Source organism: Nocardioides sp. cx-173, from assembly GCF_021117365.1.
Classification (GTDB): domain Bacteria; phylum Actinomycetota; class Actinomycetes; order Propionibacteriales; family Nocardioidaceae; genus Nocardioides.
Window position 1 is genome coordinate 2703885 of sequence record NZ_CP088262.1, and the last position, 16951, is coordinate 2720835.

13 protein-coding genes are annotated in these 16951 nt (G+C 71.6%); 4 read left to right on the forward strand and 9 right to left on the reverse strand.

Features of this window, described 5'->3' with window-relative positions:
- Positions 1-82: 82 nt before the first annotated feature.
- Complete coding sequence (locus LQ940_RS13065; RefSeq protein WP_231242489.1) at positions 83-547, reverse strand: hypothetical protein; 465 nt, start codon at positions 545-547, stop codon at positions 83-85.
- A 133-nt stretch (positions 548-680) separates the two neighbouring features.
- Between LQ940_RS13065 and LQ940_RS13070 the strand changes: the two genes are divergently transcribed.
- Positions 681-1409: a response regulator transcription factor gene (locus tag LQ940_RS13070; RefSeq protein WP_231242488.1), complete on the forward strand. Its 729-nt coding sequence runs from the start codon at positions 681-683 to the stop codon at positions 1407-1409.
- 356 nt (positions 1410-1765) lie between these two features.
- On the opposite strand, the gene LQ940_RS13075 is transcribed toward LQ940_RS13070, so the two are convergent.
- The 8 genes from LQ940_RS13075 to LQ940_RS13110 all read right to left on the reverse strand — a co-directional run bounded on the left by LQ940_RS13075 (position 1766) and on the right by LQ940_RS13110 (position 11817).
- A complete protein-coding gene (locus LQ940_RS13075) occupies positions 1766-2470 on the reverse strand; it encodes a signal peptidase I (RefSeq protein ID WP_231242487.1) in 705 nt (234 codons plus the stop codon).
- A 73-nt stretch (positions 2471-2543) separates the two neighbouring features.
- Positions 2544-3164: a TasA family protein gene (locus LQ940_RS13080; RefSeq protein ID WP_231242486.1), complete on the reverse strand. Its 621-nt coding sequence runs from the start codon at positions 3162-3164 to the stop codon at positions 2544-2546.
- Between the two features lie 284 nt (positions 3165-3448).
- The gene (locus tag LQ940_RS13085; RefSeq protein ID WP_308217425.1) at positions 3449-6448 is read right to left on the reverse strand and encodes a bifunctional [glutamine synthetase] adenylyltransferase/[glutamine synthetase]-adenylyl-L-tyrosine phosphorylase; all 3000 of its coding nucleotides are present in this window, start codon (positions 6446-6448) and stop codon (positions 3449-3451) included.
- Positions 6421-7149, reverse strand: a complete 729-nt coding sequence (locus LQ940_RS13090; RefSeq protein ID WP_231242485.1) for a type 1 glutamine amidotransferase — start codon at positions 7147-7149, stop codon at positions 6421-6423. Before LQ940_RS13090 ends, LQ940_RS13085 begins: the two co-directional genes overlap by 28 nt.
- Positions 7150-7158: 9 nt before the next feature.
- Entirely contained in the window at positions 7159-8499 is a 1341-nt protein-coding gene (locus tag LQ940_RS13095; RefSeq protein WP_231242484.1) for a glutamine synthetase family protein, read from the reverse strand.
- Between the two features lie 80 nt (positions 8500-8579).
- Positions 8580-8963, reverse strand: coding sequence for a hypothetical protein (locus LQ940_RS13100; protein ID WP_231242483.1), 384 nt, complete (start codon positions 8961-8963; stop codon positions 8580-8582).
- A 90-nt stretch (positions 8964-9053) separates the two neighbouring features.
- Positions 9054-9704, reverse strand: a complete 651-nt coding sequence (locus tag LQ940_RS13105; RefSeq protein WP_231242482.1) for a hypothetical protein — start codon at positions 9702-9704, stop codon at positions 9054-9056.
- 73 nt (positions 9705-9777) lie between these two features.
- Positions 9778-11817, reverse strand: coding sequence for an NAD(+) synthase (locus LQ940_RS13110; protein ID WP_231242481.1), 2040 nt, complete (start codon positions 11815-11817; stop codon positions 9778-9780).
- Positions 11818-14078: 2261 nt separating this feature from the next.
- Here LQ940_RS13110 and LQ940_RS13115 point away from each other — a divergent pair.
- The 3 genes from LQ940_RS13115 (at position 14079) to panB (ending at position 16941) form a co-directional block, all read left to right on the forward strand.
- A complete protein-coding gene (locus tag LQ940_RS13115; RefSeq protein WP_231365029.1) occupies positions 14079-15371 on the forward strand; it encodes an HNH endonuclease signature motif containing protein in 1293 nt (430 codons plus the stop codon).
- Positions 15372-15507: 136 nt separating this feature from the next.
- Positions 15508-15969 (forward strand): VOC family protein, encoded by a 462-nt coding sequence (locus LQ940_RS13120; RefSeq protein ID WP_231245199.1) that lies wholly within the window; start codon positions 15508-15510, stop codon positions 15967-15969.
- A 99-nt stretch (positions 15970-16068) separates the two neighbouring features.
- Complete coding sequence (panB, locus tag LQ940_RS13125; protein WP_269215182.1) at positions 16069-16941, forward strand: 3-methyl-2-oxobutanoate hydroxymethyltransferase; 873 nt, start codon at positions 16069-16071, stop codon at positions 16939-16941.
- Positions 16942-16951 lie beyond the last annotated feature (10 nt).

Consider the following 16951-nt stretch of genomic DNA (forward strand, 5'->3'; position numbering starts at 1 on the left):
CGACGACAGTGAGGCGCATCATCACATGCCCGGTGCGGTATCGCACCGGTGGGCCGGACGCCGGTGTGTCTCCGCGGGCAGGTCAGAGGGCGCCGCTGGCGGGCAGCCAGGTGCCGCAGCTGATCGTCTTGGAGTACTCCTCGGCGGTCCAGCCGCCGAGCTTGGTCACGATCGTGAGCCGGTACGTCGTGGCGCCGGCGTCGATGAGCTGCAGCCCGGTGCTGAGCGAGACCCGCTTGGTGGTCTCGGTGGCGACCGCCCGCTGGGTGTTGCCGCGGTACAGCGTGGACACGAAGGACACGCCCGCCGGCTGCCCCGGGTCGGCGAAGCCGGTGACGTTGACGTCCACGCCCTCGGTGAAGAACCCGATCCGGCAGGTGTAGGTGCCGGTCACGGCGGAGGGCTTCACCAGCTTGGCGGCGCCCACCGTCATCACCGGCGCGCTGCTGTCGGTGAAGCGGGCGAACGCCAGCTGGGGGACGACGAGCAGGCAGAGGACCGCCAGGGTCAGCGACACTGCGCGGCGCAGGGTGTCGGACCGGGTCATGGGTGAGCTCCAGGTGGATTCGGCAGGTCGTGCGGAGGTGCGGTGGTGGTGTTGGCTCTAGTCTGGCGAGCGATGCTCAAGAGGCCCTGGGGCCCACCTCAAGGAGTCCTCAAGGTCTGGCATAGTCCCGCCCATGGATGACGCTCGGGGAGGCGAACGCAGGGCAGTCGTGGTCGAGGACGACGAGGACATCCGCTCGTTGATCGAGTTCACCTTGACCAGTCAGGGCTTCGAGGTGAGGTCCGTCGCCACCGGTCTCGACGGCGTCGAGGCCGTGCGTACCTTCGACCCCGACCTGGTCACGCTGGACCTCGGCCTGCCCGGCATCGACGGCATCGAGACCTGTCGCCGGATCCGCGAGACCAGCGACGTCTACATCGTCATGATCACCGCCCGCGACGAGGAGATCGACCGGCTGATCGGGCTCGAGACGGGAGCCGACGACTTCCTGTCCAAGCCGTTCAGTCCGCGCGAGCTCCAGGCCCGGGTCAACGCTCTCTTCCGTCGGCCCCGGCGTAGGACCGCGGCTTCCGAGCCCACCGGCCAGGTACTGCCCGGCCCGGACAACGAGGTGCTCGGCCACGGTCCCCTCCGGGTCGACGTCGACGGCCGTCGTGCCTTCCACGGCGAGGCCGAGCTGCCGCTGACCCGCACCGAGTTCGACCTGCTCACCGAGCTGATGCGGACACCGGCCCGGGTCTGGACCCGCGAGGCCCTGCTGCGCTCAGTCTGGGGCACCGACTGGGCGACCGACACCCACCTCGTGGAGGTGCATGTCGGCAACCTGCGGCGCAAGCTCGGCGAGGCCGCCACGCTGGTCCGCACCGTCCGCGGCGTCGGCTACCGCATGGACACGCTGTAGGCGAGACGTCGTCACCGGCCCGCCCAGGTACGACGACAGGGCCAGCTCGGTGCGATCGGCGGTGGGCGGGATGAGCCGGGCGCGGGCGGCGGCGCCGACTAGGTCGCCCGTGCGGAGCCGGCCGGCGACGTGGGAGGCCAGGTCGAACAGCTCCTGCGCCCCGACGATGCCGGAGGAGACGCGCAGGCTCAGGGCCGCGTCGTGCGCCCCCTCGAGGTCTCCCTCGGCGATCGCGGCCACGAGCCGCCCCACGCGCTGCGGCAGGAGCCGGCGGTAGGTGTGCGCGAACCGCTCCATGAAGGGATGGTCCGCCACGTCCACCGCGAGCCGGTTGAGCGCGCTCGGGTCGAAGCCGCTCATGCGCCGACCGTCTCGTCCTTGTCGTCGGTGTCGTCGGTGTCGTCGTTGCGGCGACCCCAGATGCTGGTCAGGCCGAGGAGGATCAGGCCGCCGACGGCGACCCACTTCACGACATGGTGGACGACCGGTGACCGCATGGCGCGGATGACATGGCCGACCTCGGGCACCACCGCCTGGAGCTCCCACACCGTGTCCTCCTCCAGGACTGCGGTCCAGGGGTCGACGTTCGGGTTGGCATCGCCCTTGGTGCGGATGGAGATGGTGCCGTCGGCGGCGCGGTCGACCTCGGTGATGCGGTGGGTCTCGACGCGGTGGTCCTCGATCGGGATCTGGTAGGAGATCACGTCGCCGACCTTGATGTCCGCGGCGGGGCGGGGCGCGGTCACCACGACGTCACCCGGCGAGATGCCGGGTTCCATGGAGCCGGTGAGCATCGTCGACGTGCGGTAGCCGAGCACGTGCGGCCCGATGGCCAGGAACAGGAACGCGACCAAGCTGACGACCATCAGCAGGCTGAGCAGCAGGCTCACCAGCCGGCGCAGCAGGCCCCGCCGGCGTGGGGGTTGGCTGCCCGCCCCCGACCCGTCCGATGACAGGGCCGAGGACGGGGGCTTGGGGACCGGGCGGGTGAACGGAGTGACGGCCGAGCGGGTGGTCGGGACCGCGCGGTGGCGGCCGCCGGCGGCGAGGGCGTGGCTCATGGTCTGCTCCTTCTCGGTCGGGCTCGGTCAGGCACTGTCAGGCCCTGTCAGGCCCGGTCGGTGGTGGGGCCGGTCACTTGTTGGCAGCGGCCCGCTGGGTCGCGTCGAAGGTGAAGGTGATGGCGTTGCTGAGGCCCTGGAAGGTGTTGTCCGCCGCGGTGGGCAGCGACAGCGTGATCCGCAGGTTCGCGGCCCGGCCGGCGGCGTTGAGAGCCGTGGTGGCCGCGCCGAGGTCGAGGTTGGTGCCGACCACGGGGCGGGCGGCGACGACGCTGCTGACGGTGCCGGTGCAGGTGAGCTCGTTGCTCGAGGGCGCCTTGACCCAGCCGGTGCCGCACAGGTCGACGGCGAGCTGCAGGCCGTTGGCCTGGTCGCTGCTGAGCTTGTTGGCGGTGCCGGCGGTGGTGGTGAGCTTGACCGAGCCGAAGGCCTCGGTGTCGCTGGAGCGGTTCAGGACGACGGCGCGCTGGACGGTGTCGCCGGGGACCAGCTCGTTGGCGGCGACCGTGGTGCCGAGGGCGCTGTGCTGGGTGAGGTCGATATTGACGTTGCCGGTGGCGACCGACTGGTTGGCCGTGGTCGTGTCGGTGAAGCCACCGAAGGTGCCCATGCCGGCGACGGAGGCGGCGCCGGCGACGAGGACGACGGAGGCGAGGACCTTGGCGGAGGTGCCGTGGAGGGCGGGGGTGAACATGAGGTGCTCCTTGGGGTTCTGGGTTGTGAGGGGGTTTCCCTGATGACCAGAACTCTGCCGGGACCAGATCAAGGCTCCCGATGGCGAACTCCTCAGGTTTCCTCAAGCAACCCGCAAGGATCCCGGCCCCGCTCGTGAGCCAGGCCACAGGCCGTCGGCGCCCGGGCGCCGTGTGGGCAAGGCCCAGACGCAAGCGAACCAGGACGCGACCCCTGGGGGGCAGTCGGCCGCGTCCTGGCTCTGAGCCGATTCTCTCACAGGTCGCGTCCAGAAGCCCGATGTGCTCAGCTCCAGAAGACCCGCTCGACCACCCCACTCGCGCGGCGCATGCGGCGCAGGTAGTCGTTGACCATCTCGTCCGTCGCCCCGGCCGGGTAGCCGAGCACCCGTGCGACGGCCGCCCGCTGCCGCGGGTCGCGGGGCAGCTCGTCTCCCGGCTTGCCGCGGACCAGCGTGACGGCGTTGCGCACCCGGCTCACCGAGCGCCAGCCCTCGGCGAGCACCGCGGCGTCCTCCTCGGAGATCAGCCCGGCCTCGCTCGCCCCCGCCAGCGCGCCGAGCGTCTGCGGCGTACGCAGCCCGGGGACCCGGCCGGCGTGCTGCATCTGCAGCAGCTGGACGGTCCACTCGATGTCGGCGAGGCCGCCGCGGCCCAGCTTGAGGTGGAGCTTCGGATCGGCGCCGCGCGGAAGCCGCTCGTGGTCGATGCGGGCCTTGATCCGGCGCACCTCGACGACGTCGTCCTGCGAGATGCCCTCGGCAGGGAACCGCAGCGGGTCGATGAGCTCGGTGAAGCGCCGGCGCACGTCGGCGTCGCCCACGACCGCGTCGGCGCGCAGGAGCGCCTGCGCCTCCCACACCTTCGACCACTTCGCGTAGTAGGCGGCATAGGAGTCCAGCGTGCGCACCAGCGCACCCTGCTTGCCCTCGGGCCGCAGGTCGGCGTCGACCTGCAGCGGTGGGTCGCCGCCGGGAAGCGCGAGAAGGCGGCGGATCTCGTGGGCGACCGCCTGCGCGTACGACGTCGCCTGCTGCAGGTCGGCGCCCGGCACCGGCTCGTGCACGAACAGCACGTCGGCGTCGCTGGAGTAGGAGAGCTCGAAGCCGCCGTAGCGGCCCATCGCGATGATGGCGATCCGCGTGGGGCTCTCCGCGAGCCCGCGCTGCTCGCGCACGGTGCGCGCGGCGACGTGCAGCGTCGCCTCGAGCGTGGCGTCGGTCAGCCGCGAGAGCCCCTGTCCCACGTCGGCGACGTCGGTGAGGCCCAGCGCGTCGCCCGCCGCGATCCGGTAGAGCTCGCGGCGGCGTACGGCGCGGATGGCGCGCACCGCCTTCTCGAGGTCCTCGTGGCGCCCCGCGGCGGCCAGCATCTCCTGCGCGACCGGGTCCGCCGCCCGCGGGCTCAGGTCCTCCCCGAGCATCTGCACGCCGAGAGGCTCGCGCTCCAGCAGGCTGGTCACGTAGCGCGACGAGGACAGCAGGTGCGCCAGCCGCTCGGCCACCTGGCCCTCGTCGCGCAGGGTCTTGAGGTACCACGGGGTGCGGCCGAGGGCCTCGCTGATCCGCCGGAAGCCGAACAGGCCGGCGTCCGGGTCGGGTCCCTCGGCGAACCAGTCCAGCATCGCCGGCAGCAGCGCCCGCTGGATCGTGGCCGTCCGCGACACCCCGCTGGTGAGCGCCTCCAGGTGCCGCAGGGCCGCCTTGGGGTCGTCGTAGCCCAGCGCCGCGAGGCGCGCCCCGGCCGCCTCGGAGGACAGTCGCGCCTCGGGACCCGGGATGCTGGCGACCGCGGTGAGCAGCGGGCGGTAGAACAGCTTCTCGTGCAGGCGCCGCACCTCGCGGCGGTGGTGCTCCCAGGCGCGGTCGAGCGACTGGACCGGCTCCTTGAGGAAGCCCATGCTGCGCCCGAGCCGCCGCAGCGAGCGCTCGTCGGAGGGCACGACGTGGATGCGCCGCAGCTGGAAGAGCTGGATGCGGTGCTCGAGGGTCCGCAGGAACGAGTACGCCTCGTGCAGCGCCTCCCCGTCCTCGCGCCCGACGTACCCGCGCTCGGTCAGCGTCGCCAGGGCGCTGAGGGTCGTCGGCCGCCGGATCTCCTCGTCCATGCGGCCGTGCACGAGCTGCAGCAGCTGGACCGCGAACTCCACGTCGCGCAGCCCGCCGGAGCCGAGCTTGAGCTGGCGGTCGGCCTCGCGGGCCGGGATGTGCTCGACGACGCGGCGCCGCATCGCCTGCGCGTCGGCGACGAAGCCCTCCCGCTCGGCGGCACGCCAGACCATCGGCGAGACCATCTCGACGTACTCCCGACCCAGGGCCAGGTCGCCGGCGACCGGGCGGGCCTTGAGCAGCGCCTGGAACTCCCAGGTCTTGGCCCACCGCTCGTAGTAGCCCCGGTGGCTCGCCAGGGTCCGCACCAGCGGGCCGGCCTTGCCCTCGGGGCGCAGGGCGGCGTCGACCGGCCAGATCGTCCCCTCGCCGGTGTGGTCGGAGCAGACCCGGATCAGCTGGCTGGCCAGCTGGGTGGCGGCGCGCAACGCGGCCTGCTCGTCGGCGCCGTCGACCGGCTCGTAGACGAAGATGACGTCCACGTCGGAGACGTAGTTGAGCTCGTGGCCGCCCAGCTTGCCCATGGCGATGACGCCCAGGCGCGCGAGGGCGCTCGTCTCCCCCACGCGCTGCCGGGCGATCGCCAGCGCCGCCTCGAGGGTGGCGGCGGCCAGGTCGGAGAGCTCGGCGGCCGCGTCGTCGATGCCGACGTCGTGGGCCAGGTCGCGCGCCGCGAGCCGCAGGAGCACCCGGCGGTACTCCACGCGCAGGGCGTCGACCCCTTCTCCGTCGGGCAGCGTGGCCGTGGGCTGCTCGTCGCCCGGGTCCGCGCCGACGGCCGCCAGCAGCTGCTCCCGTACGGCGAACGCCGGCGGGCGGGTGGACCCCAGGAGGGGGTCGGTGAGCTCGCGCCACTGCTCCGGGTGTCGCACCAGGTGGTCGGCCAGCGCGGTGCTGGCCCCGAGCACCGAGAGCAGCCGCATGGCGGTGCCCTCGTCGTCGACGAGCGCCTCGAGCAGCTGGTCGGGGTCGTCGACGCTCTCGTGCAGCCTGACGAGCTCGTGCAGCGCGATGTCGGGGTCGGCCGTGCGGCCCATCAGCGCCAGGAGCGGGTCCGCCGCGCCACCGAGCACGGCAAGGTGGGCCAGCGCGGCGTCGGTGTCGATGAACCCGAGCCGCAGCAGGCTGCCCTTGGTCGTGCTCGCGCGGATCACGCGCCACCGGACCGAGGGGCCCACGGAGCAACGATCTCGGCCCACGCGAAGGCCAGCGGACGCCAGGCCTGCGTGAGCTCGTCGGCGGCCGCCTCGACGGCGGACAGCAGTGCCTCCTGGTCCACGCCGCGCAGGACGTGGGCCTCGCGCTCGTCCTCGGCCCACGGGCGCAGGGTTTGCGCGTCGACCTCGGGGTGCAGCTGGAGGCCCCACATGCGGGGGCCGAACCGCGCCGCCTGGAGCTCACCGGCGGGGGTCTCGGCCAGGACGGCGGCGCCGTCGGGCAGCCGGGTGACCACGTCGTCGTTCCAGTGCACGCCCCGGCGCCACGAGGCGACGGGCGCCGTGAGCTCGTCGGCGGCCGCCTCGCGGGTCCAGCCGACCTCGAGCAGGCCCAGCTGCTGCCCTCGGGGGTTGCGCTCGACCCGGCCACCCAGGGCGGAGGCCACCAGCTGGTGGCCCAGACAGATCCCCAGGGTCGGCAGGCCCGTCTCTCGCGCCTCGCGCAGCCGCTCCTTGAGCGGAGCGAACCACGGCACCGAGTCGTCCTCAGCGGACTGCGGCCCGCCGAGGACCAGCAGCGCGTCGTACCCGGCCGGATCGGGCAGGGGCTCACCGGCGTAGGGCCGCGCGACCTCCAGGCTGCAGCCGGCCTCACGCAGCCAGTCGCCGACGAGCGCGGGCGGGCACTCGTCCTCGTGCTGGACGACCAGGACCGACGGCATGGCGACCGGTCAGATCACCGGCAGCATCTGGTCGCGCTCGAAGGTGGAGACCTGGCCGCGGTACTCGTCCCACTCGGCGCGCTTGTTGCGCAGGAAGAAGTCGAAGACATGCTCCCCCAGGGTCTCCGCCAGCAGCTCGGAATCCTCGGCGATCGCGATGGCGTTCTGCAGGCTCGTGGGCAGCGGCTCGATGCCGAGGCTGGTGCGCTCACGCTCCGTCAGCGACCAGACGTCGTCCTCGGCCTCACGCGGCAGCTCGTAGCCCTCCTCGATCCCCTTCATCCCGGCCGCGAGCACGGCGGCGTAGGCCAGGTAGGGGTTGCAGGCGGCGTCGAGGGTGCGCAGCTCGATCCGCGTCGACTGGCCCTTGAGGGGCTTGTACATCGGGACCCGGATCATCGCGGAGCGGTTGTTGTGGCCCCAGCAGATGTAGGACGGAGCCTCGCTGCCGAACATCATCCGCTTGTAGCTGTTGACCCACTGGTTGGTGACGACGCTGATCTCGCGCGCGTGGGTGAGGATGCCGGCGATGAACTGCCGGCCGATCTTGGAGAGCTGGTACTCCGCGCCGGGCTCGTAGAAGGCGTTCTCGTCGCCCTCGAAGAGCGAGACGTGGGTGTGCATGCCGGAGCCGGGGTGGGTCGTGAACGGCTTGGGCATGAACGTCGCCCAGACGCCCTGGCTCAGGGCGACCTCACGGATGACGGTGCGGAAGGTCATCACGTTGTCGGCCGTGGTGAGCGCGTCGGCGTAGCGCAGGTCGATCTCCTGCTGGCCCGGGCCGTGCTCGTGGTGGCTGAACTCCACGGAGATGCCCATCGACTCCAGCATGCTGATCGCCTCGCGGCGGAAGTCGGCCCCACGCGACTGGGCGGTGTGGTCGAAGTAGCCGCTGCGGTCGACCGGCACCGGCTCGGCGCCGGGCACCGGGCTGTCCTTGAACAGGTAGAACTCGATCTCGGGGTGGGTGTAGAAGGTGAACCCCTTGTCGGCGGCCTTGCTCAGGGTGCGCTTGAGGACGTTGCGCGGGTCGGCGTACGACGGGGCGCCGTCGGGCATCACGATGTCGCAGAACATCCGCGCGGTCGACGGGCCGTCACCCTCGCGCCACGGCAGGATCTGGAAGGTCGAGGGGTCCGGCTTGGCCAGCATGTCGGACTCGTAGACCCGCGCGAAGCCCTCGATCGAGGAGCCGTCGAAGCCGATCCCCTCGGAGAAGGCGCCCTCGAGCTCGGCCGGCGCGATCGCGACCGACTTCAGGGAGCCCAACACGTCGGTGAACCACAGCCGCACGAAGCGGACGTCACGCTCCTCGAGAGCGCGGAGTACGAAGTCCTCTTGCTTGCCCATGTGGCCAGCCTAGGGCCAGGCGCACCCGACCGGTGGCCAGGTGGGCCCTTGCGGACGCCGCCCCTCGTGGGGCCGGTGTGTCAACGAGTCAGTCTCGCGACGCAGACCTCTCCGCTGGCCGGCGTGGCGGTCACGATGAAGGTGTCGCTGCCGTTCTCGTCCCCGGCCACGTCGACGTCGAGCTCGGCGTCGGAGTCGGTACGTCGCTCGCCCTCGAGCAGGACGGCGTCCCCCTGCTCCACGACGATCCGCCAGGTCTCGTCCGGGGACTCGCTCGTCAGCTCGTAGGAGACCTCGAGTTGGCCGTCGTCCTTCTCCACGCTCAGCTCGTAGGAGACCGGTCCGCAGTCGCCGCGCTCGCGGGTGGTGCCGCCCGCGTCGTCGCGCAGGATCAACCAGCCGCCGATCACCACCGCCGCCACCACCACGACCACGCCGATCGCGATCAGGACCGTCCGATTCATGCCGTCACCTCCGTCGCCCTTTCATAGTGACACAGGGTGACCAAGGTCACTCGCGGGCACGGGCCCGCCGGTGCCCCGGGAGCGCTCGGCTCAGCGGCGACCGCAGACGTTGACGTCCTGCGAGCCCAGCACGCCGTTGTGGGCGCGGCGCATCGGCGCCATCGCCCGCTGCGTCGTGCGGACGAACGCCAGGGTCCCGGCGGTCGGTCCGTGCACGCCCGGCACGGTCACCTTGCGGGTGATCACGCGCAGCGTCGTACGGCGGTCCTCGGTGCCGGCCCAGCACGCCGAGGCCCACTGCTTGCGGCGCGCCTGAGCGACGGTGACCGCCTCCCCCACCGGCGCCTTGCGGTAGCGGAACGCCACGTGGGTGACGTAGTTGGTGCGTCCCTCCCACGGCGCGGCGACCGAGACCGAGAGGCCGCGCGTGCGCCCCTCGGGCACCCGGAAGCTCACCCGGCCGTCGACGACCCTCTTCGCCTTCGACGTCCAGACGTCCGGCTCACCGTCCTCGTCGAACACCGCGCTGTAGACGCGCAGCCGGCATCCCTCACAGGCCGGGGCCCGCAACGTCACCCGCTGGGTCGCGGCGTGCTCGGTGCTCACACCGGCGGCCTCCGCCGGCGCCATCCCCTGCGCCGAGCCCGTTGCCGGGCCGATCAGACCCACGGCCAGCACGAGCGGCAGTGCCGCCATCGCGCCCAGGGTGGCCAGTCGTCGTACCCACGTCAGCCGAGTCATCGTGTCGTCTCCTTGGTCGGAAGGTGTTGTCCTCAGGGAGACGCCGCGTGCGAGGGAGAAGTTGTGGCCGAGATCAGTCGGGGATGCTGCGCTCGATCTCGGCGAGCCAGCTGTCCGGCTTGGCGTCCGACGGCATCCGCCAGTCGCCGCGGGGTGACATGGTGCCCCCCGCGCTGACCTTGGGGCCGTTGGGCAGCGCCGAGCGCTTGAACTGGCTCATGAAGAACCGCTTGGTGAAGACCACCAGCCACTGCTTGACCGTGGCCAGGTCGTAGGCGGCCCGGCGCTCCTCGGGGAAGCCGGGGGGCCACTCCCCCTTCGCGGCGTCTCGCCAGGCGTGCCAGGCCAGGAAGGCGATCTTGCTCGGCCGCTGGCCGTAGCGGATCGTGTGGAAGAGCGTGAAGTCCTGCAGCGAGTAGGGGCCGACGGTGTCCTCGGTGGCCTGGGGCTTCTTGCCCTCCTCGGTCGGCACCAGCTCGGGAGTGATCTCCTGCTCCAGGATGCCGCGCAGCAGCTCGTTGGTCTCCTCGTCGAACTGCCCCGAGTCGGCCACCCAGCGGATCAGGTGCTGCACGAGGGTCTTGGGCACGCCGACGTTGACGTTGTAGTGCGACATCTGGTCGCCCACGCCGTAGGTGCACCAGCCGAGCGCCAGCTCGGACAGGTCCCCGGTGCCGACCACGATCCCCTTGCGGTGGTTGGCGATGCGGAAGAGGTAGTCGTAGCGCAGGCCGGCCTGAACGTTCTCGAACGTCACGTCGTAGACGGGCTCGCCCCCGGCGAAGGGGTGGTCGATGTCGGCCAGCATCTGCGTGGCCGCGGGGCGGATGTCGAGCTCCTCGAACGTCACGCCGAGGCTCTTGGCCAGCCGAGTGGCGTAGGACTTCGTGACGTCGCCGGTCGCGAAGCCCGGCATCGTGATCGCCTGGATGTCGCTGCGGGGGCGCCCGAGGCGGTCCATCGCCCGGGCGATGACGATCAGGGCGTGGGTGGAGTCCAGGCCGCCGCTGACGCCGATGACCGGCTTGGGGTTCCCGATCGCCTGGATCCGCTGCTCCAGGCCGGAGACCTGGATGTTGTAGGCCTCGTAGCAGTCCAAGGCGAGGCGGGCGGGGTCGTCGGGCACGAACGGGAAGCGGTCGACCTTGCGCCGCAGCCCGAGGTCACCGGCCGGCGGCTGGAGCTCGAAGGTGATCCGGCGGAACTCCGCGACGCGACCGGCCAGCGTGCGCCGGTTGTCGTCGACGGTGCCCTGCCGCATCCGCTCCTGGCGGATCCGGTCCAGGTCGACGTCGGCGACCGAGCGCCGCGCCTCGTCGGGGAACCGCTCGCTCTCGGCGAGCAGGTCGCCGCACTCGTAGATCATCGTCTGCCCGTCCCACGACAGGTCGGTGGTGGACTCGCCCTGTCCCGCGGCGGCGTAGAGGTAGGCCGCGGAGCACCGCGAGCTCTGGCTGCGCACGAGCAACCGTCGGTCCTCGGCGCGCGCGACGGTGATCGGGCTGCCCGAGAGGTTGGCGAGCACGGTCGCCCCGGCCAGCGAGGCCTCGGCACTCGGCGGCACCGGGACCCACAGGTCCTCGCAGATCTCGACGTGCAGCTCGAGGCCGCGCACATCGGTCGCGGAGAAGATCAGGTCCGGTCCGAACGGCACCCTCTCCCCGTTGAGCACGGTCGTGGAGCCGCGGGTGTCGTCGCCCGGCGCGAACCAGCGGCGCTCGTAGAACTCCCGGTACGTCGGCAGGTAGCTCTTCGGAGCGACCCCCAGGACCCGGCCGCGGTGGATGACGACGGCGCAGTTCATGACCCGCGACCCGTGCACCAGCGGCGCCCCCACCACGATCACCGGCAGCAGGTCGCGCGACTCCCCGACGATCGTGGCGATCGCCGCCTCGGTCGCCTCGAGCAGCGTGTCCTGCAGGAACAGGTCGTCGACGGAGTACCCCGTCAGCCCCAGCTCGGGGAACAGCGCCACCGCCACGCCCTCGTCGTGGCACAGCCGCGCCTGTTCCAGCACCCGCCGGGCATTGGTGGCGGGGTCCACGATCGCCACGGGCAGCGTGCACGCCGCCACCCGCGCGAAGCCATGTGCGTACGCCGAGTAGAAGTCCACGCCCGCGAGTCTAGGGATCCCCGCCCGTCGAGGCGCAAAGACCGTGAGCGCCCTCCAGTGGTCCAGGCGCGAGGAGCCCCAGTGCCTCTCGGTGGTCGAGGTGCGAGGAGCCCGCGCAGCCGTCTCGGTGGTCGAGGCGCGAGGAGCGCCAGGGCCTCTCGGTGGTCGAGGTGCGAGGAGCGCCAGCGACGAGCCTCGAGACCCAGCGAGCCGACAAGCAGCCCCGGGGTACGACGGTCAGGCCGCGGAGGTCTCGACGCTCAGGCGCTGCACGCCTTCACACCTCGACCACCGAAGCCTTCCGGTGGTCCAGGCGCGAGGAGCGCCAGCGACAAGCCTCGAGACCCAGCGAGCCGACAAGCAGCCCCGGGGTACGACGGTCAGGCCGCGGAGGTCTCGACGCTCAGGCGCTGCACGCCTTCACACCTCGACCACCGAAGCCTTCCGGTGGTCCAGGCGCGAGGAGCGCCAGCGACAAGCCTCGAGACCCAGCGAGCCGACAAGCAGCCCCGGGGTACGACGGTCAGGCCGCGGAGGTCTCGAGGCTCAGGCGCTGCACGCCTTCACACCTCGACCACCGAAGCCTTCCGGTGGTCCAGGCGCGAGGAGCGCCAGCGACAAGCCTCGAGACCCAGCGAGCCGACAAGCAGCCCCGGGGTACGACGGTCAGGCCACGGAGGTCTCGAGGCTCAGGCGCTGCACGCCTTCACACCTCGACCACCGAAGCCCCTCCGGTGGTCGAGGTGCGAGGAGCGCCAGCGACGAGCCTCGAGACCCCGTGAGCCGAGAAGCAGCGTGGGGTACGGCGGTCAGGCCGCGGGGGTCTCGAGGCTCAGGCGCTGCACGCCTTCACACCTCGACCACCGAAGCCCCTCCGGTGGTCGAGGCGCGAGGAGCGCCAGCGACAAGCCTCGAGACCCCGGTGAGCCAACAAGCAGCCCCGGGGTACGGCGATCAGGCCACGGAGGTCTCGAGGCTCAGGCGCTGCACGCCTTCACACCTCGACCACCGAAGCCCCTCCGGTGGTCGAGGCGCGAGGAGCGCCAGCGACAAGCCTCGAGACCCCGGTGAGCCAACAAGCAGCCCCGGGGTACGGCGATCAGGTCACCGGGGTCTCGAGGCTCAGGCGCTGCACGCCTTCACACCTCGACCACCGAAGCCTTCGGGTGGTCGAGGCGCGAGGAGCGCCAGCGACAAGCCTCGAGACCCCGGTGAGCCAACAAGCAGCCCCGGGGTACGGCGGTCAGGTCACCGGGGTCTCGAGGCTCAGGCGCTGCACGCCTTCGCACCTCGACGACCGAAGCCTTCCGGTGGTCGAGGTGCGAGGAGCGCCAGCGACGAGCCTCGAGACCCAGTGAGCCAACAAGCAGCCCCGGGGTACGGCGGTCAGGCCGCGGGGGGTCTCGAGGCTCAGGCGCTGCACGCCTTCGCACCTCGACCACCGAACGGGGCGCGGTCCTCTCGGTGGTCGAGGCGCGAGGAGCGCCAGCGACAAGCCTCGAGACCCCGGTGAGCCAACAAGCAGCCCCGGGGTACGGCGATCAGGTCACCGGGGTCTCGAGGCTCAGGCGCTGCACGCCTTCACACCTCGACCACCGAAGCCTTCCGGTGGTCGAGGCGCGAGGAGCGCCAGCGACAAGCCTCGAGACCCCGGTGAGCCAACAAGCAGCCCCGGGGGTACGGCGGTCAGGCCGCGGAGGTCTCGAGGCTCAGGCGCTGCACGCCTTCACACCTCGACCACCGAAGCCTTCCGGTGGTCGAGGTGCGAGGAGCGCCAGCGACGAGCCTCGAGACCCCGGTGAGCCAACAAGCAGCCCCGGGGGTACGGCGGTCAGGCCGCGGAGGTCTCGAGGCTCAGGCGCTGCACGCCTTCACACCTCGACCACCGAAGCCTTCCGGTGGTCGAGGTGCGAGGAGCGCCAGCGACGAGCCTCGAGACCAGCGAGCCGAGAAGCAGCGTGGGGTACGGCGGTCAGGCCGCGGGGGTCTCGAGGCTCAGGCGCCAGGGCGCCTTCACACCTCGACCACCGAAGCCTTCCGGTGGTCGAGGTGCGAGGAGCGCCAGCGACGAGCCTCGAGACCCCGGTGAGCCAACAAGCAGCCCCGGGGGTACGGCTGTCAGGCCGCGGGGGGTCTCGAGGCTCAGGCGCTGCACGCCTTCGCACCTCGACCACCGAAGGGGTCGAGAAGTGCTCAGAGCCCTGTGGACAAAGGGGATTCTCGGGCCCTCGACTGTCGGTGGCGGGTGCTTGAGTGGACCCATGAGCGCCCCCGGACCCGACCAGAGCTGGCAGCTGCTCGACGGTGTCCGCGCCGAGACCCGAGCAGCCACCGACGCCGAGCTGCGACGCCTCCACCTCGTCCACGACTGGTGCTCACTGCACGAGACCCACGACGAAGACGACGCCGCGTTCGGCGACCACGGCATCCCGCTCGCCGGACCCGGGGCACCCATGGTCAGCGAGTTCGCGGTCATGGAGCTCGGCGCCGCCCTGGGCATGTCGACCGACTCCGCCAAGCGGTACATCGGCGCCGCCCTCGAGATCAAGTACCGCCTGCCCAGGATCTGGGCAAGGGTCGAAGCCGGTCAGCTCGGGTTCTGGAAAGCCCGGTGGATCGCCGAGCACACCATGTGCCTACCCCTGGCCGGCGCGGCGTTCGTCGACGCCCGGGTCGCCTACTGCGCGCACAAGGTCTCCTACGCCGAGGTCGAACGACAGATCACCACCGCGATCGCCCGGTTCGACCCCGAGCAGGCCGAGAAGCTACGCCGCCAAGCCGCCGACGGACGCAAGCTCGACATCCACACCGAGGCCATGTCCCTCGAAGGCACGATCGAGGTATCCGGGACTCTGGATGCGCAGGACGCCCTCGACCTCGATGCCGCGATCAACCGGCTCGCCGCCGACCGCAAGGCCGCCGGCTCCACCGAGTCACTGGATGTGCGACGCGCCCAGGCCGCCGGTGACCTCGCGCGTGGGCAGGACACGCTCCCGTTCGACGGAGCCAAGGGTGGTTTCGAGACAGGACTTCGTCCTTCCTCAACCACCGAGAAGAGCATCAAGATCACCCGGGTCATCGACCTGCACGTCCACGAGGCCGGCGTGTTCGGCGACCCGAACGCCACCGTCGGCAGAAGCGGCCGCAAGCCGGTGCTCGTCGAGACCATCCGCGAGTGGTGCGGCGCACCCGACACCGTCATCAACCTCAAGCCCGTGCGGGACCTCGCCGACCACGTCCACGTCGCCGGCTACGAGCACCCCGACCGGCTCATCGAGCAGGACGACCTCGTCGACCACCACTGCGTGTTCCCCTGGTGCACCCGCCCAGCCGAACGCTGCGACCACGACCACGTCACCCCCTACAACAAGGGCGGACCAACGTGCTCGTGCAACTCCGCACCACTGTGTCGCGGGCACCATCGCTTGAAGACCCACGGCCGCTGGTCCTATGACGTCCTGGACCGCGGCACCTACCTGTGGCACTCACCCCACGCCCACACCTACCGCCGCGACCACACCGGCACCGAGCCCGTCCTACGCCAGAGACCCTGAGCGCCCCACACCCCGCCACCGCGGGGCCACCGGCACGCGCCGACCGCTACTCCGGACGCGCGGCGGCCCACGGTCGATGAGTCCGGACGACCGGGCCGGTCTCCACGTCACAGCACCCACCCCGAGGGAGACCACCATGACCACCATCTCGCCCTGCCTGTGGTTCGACGACAACCTCGAGGAGGCCGCGACGTTCTACACGGGGATCTTCCCCAACTCCTCCGTGGGACGCCTCGCCCGCCTGCCCAGCGGGGATGCGATGGCGGGCGAGTTCGACCTGGACGGGTTGACGTTCCGCGGGATCAACGGGGGGCCGATGCACGCGCACTTCACCGAGGCGGTGTCGTTCAGCGTGACCTGCCGCGACCAGGCCGAGGTCGACCACTACTGGGACTCCCTGTGCGACGGCGGCGAGGAGTCGATGTGCGGCTGGCTCAAGGACCGGTTCGGGCTGTCCTGGCAGATCGTCCCGACCCGGCTCTACGAGCTCCTCTCCGACCCTGACCCCGCGCGCGCACATGCGGCCTCGGAGGCCATGCTGGGCATGCAGAGGATCGTGGTCGCCGACCTCGAGGCGGCGGCGGACGCCGTCGGGTGAGCGGCCACCCAGCGCGCCCGACCGGGGCCCGGGCTAGCCTGGCTCACGGTCCGTGGACTCCATCAGGGAGCCCTTCGAGATGACGCAAGGAGCTCGACGATGAGCACTCCCACCCCGGAGGAGACCGCGCCCTACGGCAGCGGTCCGACCAAGCCCGGTGCGCAGGCGGCCACCACGATCAAGCGGGTGCGCACCCACCACCTGCGCGAGCTCAAGGAGCGCGGTGAGCGATTCTCGATGCTGACCGCCTACGAGCAGTACGCCGCCCAGACCTTTGACGAGGCCGGCATCGAGGTGCTGCTCGTCGGCGACTCCGCCAGCAACAACGTCTACGGCAACGAGACCTCGCTCCCGGTCACGGTCGACGAGATGATCCCCCTGACCCGCGCCGTGACCCGCTCGGTTCACCGGGCGCTCGTGGTCGGCGATCTCCCCTTCGGCAGCTACCAGGCCTCCCCCGAGCAGGCCTACCTGACCGCCGTCCGGTTCATGAAGGAGGGCGGCGCCCACGCGGTCAAGCTCGAGGGCGGCGTCGAGATGGTGCCGCAGATCGAGCGGCTCACCCGGGGCGGCGTCCCGGTGATGGCCCACATCGGCTTCACCCCCCAGTCCGAGCACGCCCTCGGCGGCTACCGCGTCCAGGGCCGCGGCGACACCGGCTCCCGCGTACTCGCCGACGCGCTCGCCGTCCAGGAGGCCGGGGCCTTCGCGGTCGTCATGGAGATGGTGCCCGGCGACGTCGCCGGCCAGGTCACCAAGGAGCTGTCGATCCCCACGATCGGCATCGGCGCCGGCGCCGACTGCGACGCCCAGGTCCTCGTCTGGCAGGACGCGTTCGGCCTGCGCACCGGTCGAATGGCGAAGTTCGTGAAGCAGTACGCCGACCTGCACGGCGTCATGCTCGAGGCGGCGCGTGCGTACGACGCGGACGTCAAGGCGGGCACGTTCCCGGGGCCCGAGCACACGTTCTGACAGGCGAGAC